The following is a 13,452-nucleotide window of genomic DNA, read 5'->3' on the forward strand; positions in this document are numbered from 1 at the left end:
AGAGAGCGCAATTAAATCTTGCAGGCGCCGCTTTCGCAGCCATCATCAGCGGCGGCTACGGACAGATCATCCTGTAAATCGTCGGCACCGTCACGGGTGTTCTGATAATACAGGGTTTTGACACCGTATTTATAGGCAGTCAGCAGATCTTTGAGCAATTGCTTCATTGGCACCTTCTGGCCTGGGAAGCGCGCCGGATCGTAGTTGGTATTGGCCGAAATCGACTGATCGATAAACTTCTGGATGATCCCCACGATATGCAGGTAACCGTCGTTATTCGGAATATCCCACAGCAGCTCGTAGGCATCTTTCAGTTGTTCGTATTCCGGTACCACCTGCTTGAGGATCCCATCTTTCGACGCTTTCACGCTGATATGGCCGCGCGGTGGCTCAATACCGTTGGTGGCATTAGAGATCTGGGATGAGGTTTCTGATGGCATCAGTGCCGAAACGGTTGAGTTACGCAGACCGTGCTGCTGAATATCACGACGCAGAGTTTCCCAATCGTAATGCAGCGGCTCTTGGGTCAGCTGATCCAGATCCTTTTTATAGGTATCAATTGGCAAAATACCCTGCGCATAGGTGGTTTCATTGAACCACGGGCAAGCACCTTGCTCTTGTGCCAGCTTGTTAGAGGCTTTCAGCAGATAATACTGCATCGCTTCAAACGTACGGTGCGTCAGGTTGTTGGCGCTGCCATCGGAGTAACGCACACCGTGCTTCGCCAGATAGTAGGCAAAGTTGATCACACCAATCCCCAGAGTACGACGTCCCATTGCGCCACGCTGCGCGGCGGGGATTGGGTAATCCTGATAATCGAGCAGGGAATCCAGTGCGCGGATGGCCAGTTCAGCCAGCTCTTCCAACTCATCTAAGTGCTCGATTGCACCTAAGTTGAAGGCCGACAGGGTGCAGAGCGCAATCTCACCGTTGGCATCGTTCACTTCATCCAGTGGACGCGTTGGCAGCGCGATTTCCAAGCACAGGTTTGACTGGCGCACCGGCGCTACCATTGGGTCAAACGGGCTGTGAGTGTTGCAGTGATCCACGTTCTGAATGTAGATACGGCCCGTTGAAGCGCGCTCTTGCATCATCAGCGAGAACAGCTCCAGCGCTTTGATCGTTTTTTTACGGATAGACGGATCTTGCTCGTACTTAACGTACAGCTCTTCAAACTTGGCCTGATCCATGAAAAACGCATCGTACAGACCCGGTACATCGGATGGGCTGAACAGCGTGATATTCTCGCCTTTGATCAGGCGCTGATACATCAGTTTGTTGATCTGCACGCCGTAATCCATATGACGCACGCGGTTTTCTTCCACGCCGCGGTTGTTTTTCAGCACCAGCAGATCTTCGACTTCCAGATGCCACAGCGGATAGAACAGCGTAGCCGCACCACCGCGCACGCCGCCTTGTGAGCAGGACTTCACCGCCGTCTGGAAATGCTTGTAGAACGGAATACAGCCGGTGTGGAACGCTTCGCCGCCACGGATTTCGCTACCCAGCGCACGGATACGACCGGCGTTGATGCCGATACCGGCGCGCTGAGAGACGTATTTCACAATCGCACTGGAGGTGGCGTTGATGGAATCTAAGCTGTCACCACATTCGATCAGTACACAAGAGCTGAACTGACGAGTAGGGGTACGCACACCCGACATAATCGGGGTTGGCAGCGAAATCTTGAAAGTCGAAATCGCATCATAAAAACGGCGCACGTAATCTAAACGTGTCTCGCGCGGATAACCGGCAAACAGGCAGGCAGCCACCAGAATGTACAGGAACTGGGCGCTTTCGTAGATCTCACCGGTCACGCGATTTTGAACCAGATATTTGCCTTCCAGCTGCTTCACGGCCGCGTAGGAGAAGTTCATATCACGCCAGTGATCGAGGAACTCGTCCATCTGCGCAAATTCTTCTTCACTATAGTCTTGCAGCAGATGAGCATCGTATTTGCCGAGCTCAACCATTTTGCGCACATGATCCAGCAGCTTTGGTGGCTCAAACTGGCCATAGGCCTTTTTGCGCAGGTGGAAAATGGCTAAGCGAGCGGCCAGATACTGATAATCCGGTGATTCACGGGAGATCAGGTCAGCGGCGGCCTTGATAATGGTTTCGTGAATATCAGAGGTGCGGATCCCGTCATAAAACTGAATGTGGGAACGTAATTCAACCTGCGATACTGACACATTGTGAAGACCTTCCGCAGCCCATGTGATGACCCGGTGGATTTTATCCAGATCGATGCGCTCTTTACGTCCGTCGCGTTTCGTTACCAGCAGAGATTGATTCATAGTTCTTCAGTTCAGCCAATGTAGTAGAAAAGGTAATAGTCGAACACCAACGTCTGTCTGCGCGTCCTGCGTCAGAGCAGCGCGCCTGTTTACCATCGAACCGTTAACCATCAGGGCGTTGGAAACAGGGTGCCGGACAGGCAAATATGGATAAATGGCACTCGTCATCGCTCATTACACTGTAGTGTGTGAGTCTGACATGTGCCACAACATATTGGGTGTTCGCTTGGAATGGATAACAAGATAGTGAGGTATGGCCGCAGATGCAAGTGCACAAAATGCCTCTGAGTTGTGGATAACCCAGTGTGGAAAGAGGTAATGTTAGTGTTTACTAACTTGCGTGCAATACACCTATTGCGCCTCTCGAAAATGCAAGCATTTTTGCCGGTGAAAAAAGCAACAGAGAAAAAATTTTTTGATCTGGTGCTGTTCGCACAGGAATTATGCAAACGGGCGAAACATGAGCCAGATCAAATTTTATCGGTTTGTTATAAGGTGTTGGTTTTGTTAGACGCGATGCGTTGCCAACCAGTGCATAAACTCGGTAACGGAAGCAAAAACGCCATCGGCGCCCCAATCGCGGGTATCAATATCTGGGCTGATGTAACCCCATCCTGCTACGGCACTCGGCATACCAGCGGCTTGCGCCGCTTGAATATCGGTACGGGCATCACCCAGATATAGAGTGCGTGATTCCGATAACCCTAACTGCGCGCAGGCATGATGCATCGGGGCGGGGTGCGGTTTACGCTGCGCTAAGGTATCTGCGCACACTAATACGGCAGGCTGCGCCAATACAGGGAAGAAAGGCAGCAGCGCTTGCGTCAGTGCCGTAGGCTTATTGGTGACAATTCCCCACGGGCAACCACTTTGCGCGATCTGCTGTAACAGCGCCGTGACGCCAGGATATAAGCGGGTATCACGGCAGACATTGGCGTGGTAGTACGCCAGAAAGCGCGCGCGCAATACCGTCATATCATCGGGCAATGACCCAGCAAAGCCAGCGTGCAGCAATCCGTGCACGCCTTGGCTGGTATTGGCTTGAATTTGCGCTGCGTTCAGCGGGCTATAGCCATAGTGTTGCAAGACATGATTGGCTGCGGCCGCCATGTCCGCGGCGGTATCTAATAAGGTGCCGTCGAGATCAAAGAGTACCGCATCCCAATGCATCACAGATCCTCGCGAATGGTGTGTACCATATAGTTCACATCGATATCTGGGCGTAACGAGAACTGATTCAGCAGCGGGTTGAAGGTGATCCCCATCAGGTCTTGTTCGCGCAGGCCGGTATTATCAATCCAACCCAGCAGTTCAGACGGGCGAATGAACTTATTAAAGTCATGCGTACCTTTTGGCACCATGCGCAGCAGATATTCTGCGCCGACAATCGCCAGCAAGAAGGATTTCGGGTTCCGGTTTAAGGTCGAGAAAAAGACATGGCCGCCGGGTTTGACCAAGCGCGCACAGGCTTGAATGATAGATTCTGGATCGGGCACATGCTCCAGCATTTCCATGCAGGTGACCACATCATACTGGCCGCTGTGCGCCTCGGCATGCTCTTCCACGGTTTGCTGCAGATAGTTGACTTGCACGCCACTTTCTAGTGCATGCAGACGTGCCACTTGCAGCGGCTCACTGCCCATGTCTAAACCGGTGACGTTAGCGCCTTCGCGGGCCAAACTTTCCGACAAAATACCGCCGCCACAGCCGACATCCAGCACTTGCTTGCCAAATACACCACCGGCGCGGTCGAGAATGTACTCAAGGCGCAACGGATTAATACGGTGTAAGGGTTTGAATTCCCCTTCCAGATCCCACCAGGTTGAGGCAACCGCTTCAAATTTAGCAATTTCCTGATGATCGACGTTCAGCGTTTTTTGCATGGCTACACAGCATCCATTCATACGACAATAATTGCGCTGATTATACCTAATTCAGACGACAAGCTGTATCTTTGCTGACCTTCGTTCGTTGCAGGTTGTGTTGACGGTTGGATAGGATTTTTTTATCGGCGCTGAAAATGCGTTGTGCGATCCGGTTCGGCGTCTTGTTTTTGATACGCTGGGCGTAAACTTTGCTTTTATGGTATAGTCTTACACCTTTTTCATCCGGTCAGACGACAATTAGCTGAGGGAATGTGGCGCCATGAGCGACCTAGCCAAAGAAATCACGCCGGTCAATATCGAAGAAGAGCTGAAAAGCTCCTATCTGGACTATGCAATGTCCGTGATTGTCGGACGCGCCTTACCAGATGTGCGTGACGGCCTTAAGCCGGTTCACCGCCGTGTCTTGTACGCCATGAGCGTACTCGGTAATGACTGGAACAAACCATATAAGAAATCGGCCCGTGTGGTCGGTGACGTAATCGGTAAATATCACCCACACGGTGATAGCGCGGTTTACGACACCATCGTACGTATGGCGCAGCCTTTCTCACTGCGTTATATGCTGGTCGACGGACAGGGGAACTTCGGTTCCATCGACGGCGACTCCGCCGCAGCGATGCGTTACACCGAAGTGCGCATGGCCAAGATCGCCCACGAACTGCTGGCCGATCTGGACAAAGAAACCGTTGATTATGTGCCTAACTACGACGGCAGCGAGCAGATCCCGGCTGTATTGCCGACCAAGATCCCGAACCTGCTGGTAAACGGCTCCTCTGGTATCGCCGTAGGTATGGCAACCAACATCCCACCGCACAATTTGGGCGAAGTGATCGACGGCTGTTTGGCCTACATCGAAAACCCAGAGATCACCATTGATGAGCTGATGACCCATATTCCGGGTCCGGATTTCCCGACGGCAGCAATCATCAATGGCCGTCGTGGGATTGAAGATGCTTATCGTACCGGTCGCGGTAAAGTGTACCTGCGCGCTCGCGCTGAAGTGGAAGTGGACGAGAAAAACGGCCGCGAATCCATCATCGTGCACGAGATCCCGTATCAGGTGAACAAAGCGCGCCTGATCGAAAAGATCGCCGAGCTGGTAAAAGACAAGAAAGTTGAAGGGATCAGCGCCCTGCGTGATGAGTCTGACAAAGACGGCATGCGCATTGTGATTGAGATCAAACGTGATGCGGTCGGTGAAGTGGTACTGAACAATCTGTACTCACAAACCCAGCTGCAAACTACGTTTGGTATCAACATGGTAGCCTTGAGCCAAGGCCAACCGAAGCTGCTGAACCTCAAAGACATGCTGGAAGCGTTCGTGCTGCACCGCCGTGAAGTGGTGACACGTCGTACCGTGTATGAACTGCGTAAAGCCCGTGATCGTGCTCATATCTTGGAAGGTCTGGCAGTAGCATTGGCGAACATCGATGAAATCATCGAGCTGATCCGCCGTGCACCGACACCATCTGAAGCGAAAGCCGGTTTGGTCGCGCGTGGTTGGGATCTGGGCCATGTGTCCGTCATGTTGGAAGCGGCTGGTGTTGATGCTGCCCGTCCTGACTGGCTGGAGGCTGAGTTTGGTATCCGTGAAAACCAGTACTTCCTGACTGAGCAACAAGCGCAGGCTATTTTGGATTTGCGTCTGCACAAGCTGACAGGTCTGGAGCACGAGAAGCTGCTGGACGAGTACAAAGAGCTGCTGGCACAAATCGCTGAGCTGTTGCATATCCTGCAAAGCCCAGAGCGTCTGATGGAAGTGATCTGCGAAGAGCTGACCAGCATTCGCGCGCAGTTTGGCGATCAGCGCCGTACTGAAATCACTGCCAACAGTGCTGACATCAACATCGAAGACCTGATCAATCAGGAAGATGTGGTGGTTACACTGTCGCACGAAGGTTATGTGAAGTATCAGCCGCTGACTGAGTACGAAGCGCAGCGCCGTGGTGGTAAAGGCAAGTCCGCGACTAAGATGAAGGAAGAAGACTTCATTGAACGTCTGCTGGTGGCTAACACCCACGACACCATTTTGTGCTTCTCGTCTCGTGGTCGCTTGTACTGGCTGAAGGTATATCAGCTGCCATTGGCCAGCCGAGGTGCCCGTGGTCGTCCGATTGTGAACTTGCTGCCGCTGGAAGAAAACGAGCGTATTACCGCGATCCTGCCGGTTCGTGAGTATGCGGATGATCAGTACATCTTCATGGCTACCGCCAACGGTACCGTGAAGAAGACGCCACTGACTGACTTTAGCCGTCCGCGTAGCGCCGGTATCATCGCCGTTAACCTGAATGATGACGACACCCTGATTGGTGTGGATCTGACTCACGGTAATGACGAAGTGATGCTGTTCTCCGCTGAAGGTAAAGTGGTGCGTTTCGCCGAAGATCAAGTGCGCCCAATGGGCCGTACCGCGACCGGTGTGCGCGGCATCAAGCTGAGCGAGCAAGACAAAGTCGTTTCTCTGATCGTGCCAAAAGGCGATGGTGAGATCCTGACTGTCACCGCCAACGGTTACGGTAAGCGTACAGCGTCTGCTGAGTACCCGACCAAGTCCCGTGCGACCCAAGGGGTTATCTCCATCAAGGTCAGCGAGCGTAATGGTCTGGTTGTGGGCGCAGTGCAGGTTGAGGAAAATGATCAGATCATGATTATCACCAATGCCGGTACGCTGGTTCGCACACGTGTGAAAGAAGTGAGCGTGGTGGGTCGTAACACCCAAGGCGTGACCTTGATTCGCACCAGCGAAGAAGAGCAAGTGGTTGGTTTGCAGCGTATCTTGGATGCCGATGATGACGAGGAGAGCACCGAAGAGGGTGTTGAACTGTCAGAACAGGGCGACGAGCAAGCTGCTAGCGAGTCTGCACAAGACGAGCCAGGCGAAGAGTAATCAATACTCGTAATGGGGGGCGGTAACCTGTTGCCGCTCGCCCAGTACCCTCGTCGTTCCTCACTGTTTTGAGTTAAAAACAGCGTCGAGTTAAGAAGTGTTTCGAGTGAAAAAAGGCATCCTTTACGGATGCCTTTTGCTTTTCTGGATTTGCAGTTTTCACTTTTCGGTGTTGAGGCATAGCATGCTGGGATCGTTAATGGCCAGCGGCAGCGTGCGCGGCGCGGGTTTTCTCGGCTTGTTTCAGCAATTTTTCTTGCGGATTTTTGCTGCAATCTTCAATCAGGAAGGGAATGGCTTTTTCTACCCCAGCGATATCAATCATCGCCCCTTCGGGCTTATCTTTTTGATTAAAGCCCTCGGCAAAATACACCGCGCTCGGACGGAACGATTCATCGACAGCTAAAAATTCTGCACAGGTCCATTCGGCGATAGGTTTAGCAGGCATTGATGGCGACAGTTTCGCTTTCATGGATTTAGCTGCATCAGCCACAGAGTTGGCCGCATTTTCCACCGTGCCGGCGGCGCTGCTGGCCGCATCAGACAAGGTATCAGACGCAGATGCACCGGCGGAAAGAGTCAGAGCCAGCAGGGTGAATAACACAGTACGTTTCATATTGTATCCTCAAAGCAAGCGGTAATGACGATAACCACCTCGCTGGACAACATTCTCAGTGACGAGGCCTGTGTAACCTCTAACACTATAGTAGAAATCTCTACATCGGCGATGCGCGAAAGTAGAACTGACCTATCGTCATAGTTAGCATGCTCGTGCGTTATCTGCGCAGTCATGCGGCTAAGCCCAGCTCTGCGCACCTTTAAACCATTTGCATGAAGATTGGCTGAGTGATACAACCGCTCAATCGTATAGGGAACGTTGAAACTAACACGGGGAATGCGCGTAATATGCAACAGGTGTTTAATTTCAGTGCCGGCCCGGCCATGCTGCCCGCCGACGTATTGCAGATTGCTCAGAAAGAGCTGCTGAATTGGCATGATCTGGGAACCTCGGTGATGGAAATCAGTCACCGCAGTAAGCAGTTTATGGCGGTGGCGGCGCAGGCGGAGCAAGATCTGCGTGATTTGTTGGCAATTCCAGATAACTACAAGGTGCTGTTCTGCCAAGGTGGCGCGCGCGCTCAGTTTGCGGCGGTGCCATTGAATCTGCTGGGGGATAAGACCCGCGCCGATTATCTGGATGGTGGTTACTGGGCGCACAGTGCCATCAAAGAAGCCGGTAAATACTGCCAGCCCAATGTGATTGATATCACCGAGCGTCGTGACGGTTTGCGTGCGGTGAAGCCGATGCGTGAATGGACATTGTCGGATGATGCCGCGTTTGTGCATTACTGCCCGAACGAAACCATCGATGGTCTGGAAATCCATGAAGAGCCGGATTTTGGCGACAAAATTGTGGTGGCCGATATGTCATCTACGATTTTATCGCGTCCGATTGATGTGAGCCGTTACGGCGTGATTTATGCTGGCGCGCAGAAAAACATCGGGCCATCCGGTTTGACCTTGGTGATTGTGCGTGATGATTTACTGGATCGGGCGCGCGACGTGCTGCCATCGGTGCTGGGCTACAAAGTGCTGGCCGATAACGATTCCATGTACAACACACCGCCAACATTCGCATGGTATCTGTCCGGTCTGGTGTTCCGCTGGCTCAAAGAGCAGGGCGGTTTGTCTGCGATGGCTAAACGCAATCAGGCCAAAGCCGAATTGCTGTACGGCTATATCGATCAGTCTGATTTTTACCACAATGACGTACACCCTGATAACCGCTCATGGATGAACGTGCCGTTCACGTTGCCATCTGCCGAGCTGGATAAAGTGTTCTTGGAAGAGTCATTTGCTGCTGGTCTGCATGCGCTGAAAGGTCACCGCATCGTTGGTGGTATGCGCGCGTCTATCTACAATGCCATGCCCGTTGAAGGTGTGCAGGCATTAGTCGCCTTTATGGATGACTTTGCTCAGCGCCATCGTGGTTAATAGCTCGCCGTTACTTGCTAGCGAGTATAACCGATAATAAAAAAGCGCTGTGTAACAGCGCTTTTTTTGTTCTCAAACCCAAGAAAGTCTACGTGCTTAGTGTGCGATCTTTACTCTGTGTCAGCCACGTTCCAATCGGAAGTGTGGTAAATCCCTTCACGATCTAAACGCTTATAAGTGTGCGCGCCAAAGTAATCACGCTGGGCCTGAATCAGGTTGGCCGGTAACACTGCGCTGCGGTAGCTATCATAGTACGCAATCGCGGCCGAGAAGGTAGGAGCCGCGACGCCGTGTAAAATCGCCTGCGCGGTGATATTGCGCAACGACGCTTGATAGCGTTCAGCTGCTTGCTGGAAGTATGGTGCTAACAGCAGGTTTTCTGGCTTCAGGTTGCCCTCATAGGCTTCGCTGATTTTCTGCAGGAACTGTGCACGAATAATACAGCCTGCTCGGAAGATTTTGGCGATCTCACCCAGTTGCAGATCCCAGCCGTATTCACGGGAGGCTGCATCCAACTGCGCAAAGCCTTGTGCGTAGGAGATGATCTTACTCAGGTACAAACCTTGACGGATTTGCTCAATCAGATCGTCAGTTTTCCCGCTTAACTGTGGCGCGACAGGACCGGTCAGAATGCGGCTGGCTTTCACGCGCTCTTCTTTCAGCGCAGAAATATAACGGGCAAAAACCGATTCGGTGATCAGGCTCAGCGGCGTACCTAAATCCAAGGCACTTTGGCTGGTCCACTTACCGGTGCCTTTATTGCCCGCGGCATCCAAAATGACATCAATCAGATACTCGCCAGTCAGGCTGTCTTTTTTGCGTAGAATATCCGCCGTGATCTCAATCAGATAGCTGTTAAGCTCACCTTTATTCCACTCAGTGAAAATATCGGCCATCTGCTCATTATTAAGCCCGACGCCGTATTTGAGCAGCGCGTAAGCTTCGGCGATCAGCTGCATGTCGCCGTATTCGATGCCATTGTGCACCATCTTCACATAGTGACCTGAGCCACCGGTGCCGATGTATGTCACGCACGGTTCGCCTTCATATTGGGCGGCAATTTTGCCTAAGATTGGTGCAACGTGCTGGTAGGCCTCTTTATCGCCACTTGGCATGATAGATGGGCCGCGCAGCGCGCCTTCTTCACCACCGGAAATGCCGGTGCCAATGAAGTTGATCCCGTGCTCAGCGAGCTCCGCCGCACGGCGCTCGGTATCTTTAAAATAGGTATTACCGCCGTCAATCAGGATATCGCCAGCGGTCAGTAAAGGCAGCAAACCGGCGATGGTGTCATCGGTCGCTTCGCCTGCTTTTACCATCAAAATGATTTTGCGTGGGCGCTCTAGCGCCGCGACAAAGTCGGCCAGTGAAGCATAAGGCACCAGCCCCGCTTCCGGATGTGAGGTGACGACTTCTTGGGTTTTCTGATAAGAGCGATTGAACACGGCGACGGAAAAGCCGCGGCTGGCCAGATTACGTGCCAGATTACTGCCCATGACGGCCATGCCGATCACGCCTACTTGTTGTTGATTCATTTTATCGTTTGCCTCGTATTCCGTACCTATCCTGTACCTAACAGGTCTGCATGCCTATGCACACGCAACCGTCGATAATTGATCAATATCACAAAATGTAATTGCTATCTATTCTCAATAAGTTAATAAATGAGACAAATCGGTTTTGCCTATAACAATCATATAGATAACCTATCAATCCTCTTGTGTGACCCGTCACCAGCAACTAAGACGCAGCGTCAGCAACCGCAGGCAGTGGCCGGACGTGTAACCGGATAGACACAATTATGCTCGCCAGTTTGCGGAGAACCCGATATAACAAAGTGATAAGCACAGGCAGGATTGATAGTCCGGACACAAGGAGAGACGTAATGGGATGTGATTTTACCGCACTGGCAAATCTTGGGATTCGCGCATTGTCGCCGTATCAGGCGGGCAAGCCGGTGGAAGAGCTGGAGCGGGAGCTTGGGATCAGTAACATTGTGAAGCTGGCCTCGAATGAAAACCCGCTCGGGTTAGCCGCCAGCGTACAGCAGGCATTAACCGCCGAATTGTCCGGACTGACCCGTTATCCCGATGCTAACGGTTTTTATCTCAAGCAAGCACTGGCGGAGCGTTTTGGCGTGGATGAAGCGCAGCTGACACTGGGTAATGGCTCCAATGATTTGCTGGAGTTGATTGCGCGCGTGTTTGTCAGCGAGCAAGACGAAGTCATTTATGCCGAGCATGCCTTTATCGTTTATCCTCTCGTGGTGCAGGCGCTGAATGCCAAAGCTGTGGTGGTTCCAGCCTCCGAGTGGGGACACGATTTGACCGCGATGGCTGCGGCGATCACTGAGCGTACTAAGCTTATTTTTATTGCCAACCCCAATAATCCAACCGGTACGTTTTTAAGCGCTGAAGCGTTAGATGCCTTCTTACAGCAAGTGCCAGCGCATGTCATGGTGGTGCTGGATGAAGCCTATACCGAGTATGTTGAGCCGAGCCTGCGCTCGCCCTCATTTGCGTGGGTGAAGCGTTTCCCGAATCTGGTCGTTTGCCGCACCTTCTCTAAAGCGTATGGTTTGGCTGGGTTGCGCGTTGGGTACTCGGTATCCGATCCGCGGGTGGCTGGTTTAATGAATCGCCTGCGTCAGCCGTTTAACTGCAATACCTTAGCCTTGTTGGCGGCACAAACGGTATTGGATGATGCCGAGTATCTGGCTGCTGCCGTTGAGACTAATCGCCGAGGTATGGCGCAGCTAACGGAGTACTGTCAGGCGCGCGGCTTGGCGTACATTCCGTCTTCCGGTAACTTCCTCACCATTGATATGGGGCGTCCGGCTGGGCCGGTATACCAACAATTACTGGCTCGCGGCGTGATTGTCCGTCCAATTGCTGGTTACGGTATGCCTGATCACTTGCGGGTCAGCATCGGTCTGGCGCAGGAAAACCAGCGCTTTATGGATGCCTTAGACGAAGTCTTATTTCGCTAATTTTCATGTATTCGGCCCACTATATATTCGGCTTACTATGTATTAGGCCTACGTAGCCAGAAAAATAACCGCAGGAGAGCAGAGTAATTGCTATGGAATCGCTGACGTTACAACCGATTCAACGTGTAAACGGCACGGTCAATTTGCCCGGTTCAAAAAGTGTATCTAACCGCGCCTTATTACTGGCCGCACTGGCTCGCGGCACCACCCGATTGACCAATTTGCTCGATAGCGATGATGTGCGGCATATGCTCAATGCCCTCAGCGCGCTGGGTGTTTCTTATCGTCTCTCCGCTGATCGCACAGTGTGTGAAGTGGATGGATTAGGGCAGGTGTTTACTGTTCCTACATCGCCAGACAACAGCCCACTGACACTGTTTTTGGGTAACGCAGGCACTGCTATGCGCCCGTTGACCGCAGCGCTGTGCGCAGGGCGCGGTGAAGTGATCCTAACCGGTGAGCCGCGCATGAAAGAGCGCCCTATTGGCCATCTGGTGGATGCGCTCCGCCAAGCTGGCGCTAACATCACTTATCTGGAACAAGAACACTATCCACCGCTACTGATCCAAGGCAATACCTTGCAAGGTGGACGAGTAGAGATTGATGGTTCGGTCTCCAGTCAGTTCCTGACCGCCTTTTTAATGGCTGCACCACTTTTTAGCGGCGATACCGAGCTGCATATTCGCGGTGAGCTGGTGTCTAAGCCGTATATCGATATCACGCTGCATATCATGGCGGTTTTCGGTGTGCAGGTGCGCCACGAAAATTATCAAGTGTTCCATATCCGTGGTCAGCAGCAGTATGTATCGCCGGGGGATTATCTGGTCGAAGGCGATGCCTCGTCGGCTTCCTATTTTCTGGCGGCGGCAGCCATTCGTGGCGGCACAGTGCGGGTGACCGGTATTGGCCGACGCAGTGTGCAAGGCGATGTACGTTTTGCCGATGTGCTGGAAAAAATGGGCGCGCATATTCGCTGGGCCGATGATTATGTCGAGTGTGAGCGTGGCAGCTTAAACGGCGTGGATCTGGATTTGAACCATATTCCGGATGCAGCCATGACCATTGCTACTGCGGCGCTGTTTGCCGATGGCGAAACCTGTATCCGTAATGTTTACAACTGGCGGGTAAAAGAAACCGATCGACTGGCTGCAATGGCCGCAGAGCTGCGTAAAGTGGGGGCTGAAGTGGAAGAGGGGCACGATTACATTCGTATTGTTCCTCCGACGCACTTGCAGCATGCCGAGATTGCAACTTATAACGATCACCGTATGGCGATGTGTTTTTCGCTGGTGGCGTTGTCGGATACACCGGTCACGATTTTAGACCCGGGTTGTACCTCGAAAACCTTCCCTGACTACTTCACTCGGCTACAAATGTTGGTGCAAGCAGATTAATTGC

9 protein-coding genes are annotated in these 13,452 nt (G+C 52.4%); 4 read left to right on the forward strand and 5 right to left on the reverse strand.

Annotated features, from left to right (window positions below; translation table 11 throughout):
* Positions 1–11 precede the first annotated feature (11 nt).
* The 3 genes from nrdA to ubiG all read right to left on the reverse strand — a co-directional run bounded on the left by nrdA (position 12) and on the right by ubiG (position 4,180).
* The gene (gene nrdA, locus L975_RS06780) at positions 12–2,297 is read right to left on the reverse strand and encodes a class 1a ribonucleoside-diphosphate reductase subunit alpha (protein WP_047707841.1); all 2,286 of its coding nucleotides are present in this window, start codon (positions 2,295–2,297) and stop codon (positions 12–14) included.
* Between the two features lie 507 nt (positions 2,298–2,804).
* Complete coding sequence (gph, locus tag L975_RS06785) at positions 2,805–3,467, reverse strand: phosphoglycolate phosphatase (protein WP_047707843.1); 663 nt, start codon at positions 3,465–3,467, stop codon at positions 2,805–2,807.
* Positions 3,467–4,180: a bifunctional 2-polyprenyl-6-hydroxyphenol methylase/3-demethylubiquinol 3-O-methyltransferase UbiG gene (gene ubiG / locus L975_RS06790; RefSeq protein WP_047707845.1), complete on the reverse strand. Its 714-nt coding sequence runs from the start codon at positions 4,178–4,180 to the stop codon at positions 3,467–3,469. Before ubiG ends, gph begins: the two co-directional genes overlap by 1 nt.
* A 262-nt stretch (positions 4,181–4,442) precedes the next feature.
* Here ubiG and gyrA point away from each other — a divergent pair, with 262 nt between their 5' ends.
* The gene (gene gyrA, locus L975_RS06795) at positions 4,443–7,070 is read left to right on the forward strand and encodes a DNA topoisomerase (ATP-hydrolyzing) subunit A (RefSeq protein WP_047707848.1); all 2,628 of its coding nucleotides are present in this window, start codon (positions 4,443–4,445) and stop codon (positions 7,068–7,070) included.
* A gap of 196 nt (positions 7,071–7,266) precedes the next feature.
* Here the strand turns inward: gyrA and hdeA are convergent, their stop codons facing one another.
* Entirely contained in the window at positions 7,267–7,686 is a 420-nt protein-coding gene (gene hdeA, locus L975_RS06800; protein WP_010864037.1) for an acid-activated periplasmic chaperone HdeA, read from the reverse strand.
* A 290-nt stretch (positions 7,687–7,976) separates the two neighbouring features.
* Here hdeA and serC point away from each other — a divergent pair, with 290 nt between their 5' ends.
* The gene (gene serC, locus L975_RS06810; RefSeq protein WP_047707851.1) at positions 7,977–9,065 is read left to right on the forward strand and encodes a 3-phosphoserine/phosphohydroxythreonine transaminase; all 1,089 of its coding nucleotides are present in this window, start codon (positions 7,977–7,979) and stop codon (positions 9,063–9,065) included.
* Between the two features lie 110 nt (positions 9,066–9,175).
* Here the strand turns inward: serC and gndA are convergent, their stop codons facing one another.
* Positions 9,176–10,600: an NADP-dependent phosphogluconate dehydrogenase gene (gene gndA, locus L975_RS06815; RefSeq protein WP_047707853.1), complete on the reverse strand. Its 1,425-nt coding sequence runs from the start codon at positions 10,598–10,600 to the stop codon at positions 9,176–9,178.
* Between the two features lie 350 nt (positions 10,601–10,950).
* Between gndA and hisC the strand changes: the two genes are divergently transcribed.
* Positions 10,951–12,054: a histidinol-phosphate transaminase gene (gene hisC, locus L975_RS06820; RefSeq protein WP_047707854.1), complete on the forward strand. Its 1,104-nt coding sequence runs from the start codon at positions 10,951–10,953 to the stop codon at positions 12,052–12,054.
* 92 nt (positions 12,055–12,146) lie between these two features.
* A complete protein-coding gene (gene aroA / locus L975_RS06825) occupies positions 12,147–13,448 on the forward strand; it encodes a 3-phosphoshikimate 1-carboxyvinyltransferase (RefSeq protein WP_047707856.1) in 1,302 nt (433 codons plus the stop codon).
* Positions 13,449–13,452 lie beyond the last annotated feature (4 nt).

This window comes from Plesiomonas sp. ZOR0011 (genome assembly GCF_000800945.1).
Taxonomy (GTDB): Bacteria; Pseudomonadota; Gammaproteobacteria; order Enterobacterales; family CAMTGL01; genus Plesiomonas; species Plesiomonas shigelloides.

What these genes read in the sequence shown, in the direction of transcription:
- hdeA (WP_010864037.1), bottom strand. Translation starts at nt 7,686, where the DNA reads ATGAAACGTACTGTGTTATTCACCCTGCTGGCTCTGACTCTTTCCGCC.
- gndA (WP_047707853.1), bottom strand. Translation starts at nt 10,600, where the DNA reads ATGAATCAACAACAAGTAGGCGTGATCGGCATGGCCGTCATGGGCAGT.
- gyrA (WP_047707848.1), top strand. Translation starts at nt 4,443, where the DNA reads ATGAGCGACCTAGCCAAAGAAATCACGCCGGTCAATATCGAAGAAGAG.
- gph (WP_047707843.1), bottom strand. Translation starts at nt 3,467, where the DNA reads ATGCATTGGGATGCGGTACTCTTTGATCTCGACGGCACCTTATTAGAT.
- aroA (WP_047707856.1), top strand. Translation starts at nt 12,147, where the DNA reads ATGGAATCGCTGACGTTACAACCGATTCAACGTGTAAACGGCACGGTC.
- ubiG (WP_047707845.1), bottom strand. Translation starts at nt 4,180, where the DNA reads ATGCAAAAAACGCTGAACGTCGATCATCAGGAAATTGCTAAATTTGAA.
- serC (WP_047707851.1), top strand. Translation starts at nt 7,977, where the DNA reads ATGCAACAGGTGTTTAATTTCAGTGCCGGCCCGGCCATGCTGCCCGCC.
- hisC (WP_047707854.1), top strand. Translation starts at nt 10,951, where the DNA reads ATGGGATGTGATTTTACCGCACTGGCAAATCTTGGGATTCGCGCATTG.
- nrdA (WP_047707841.1), bottom strand. Translation starts at nt 2,297, where the DNA reads ATGAATCAATCTCTGCTGGTAACGAAACGCGACGGACGTAAAGAGCGC.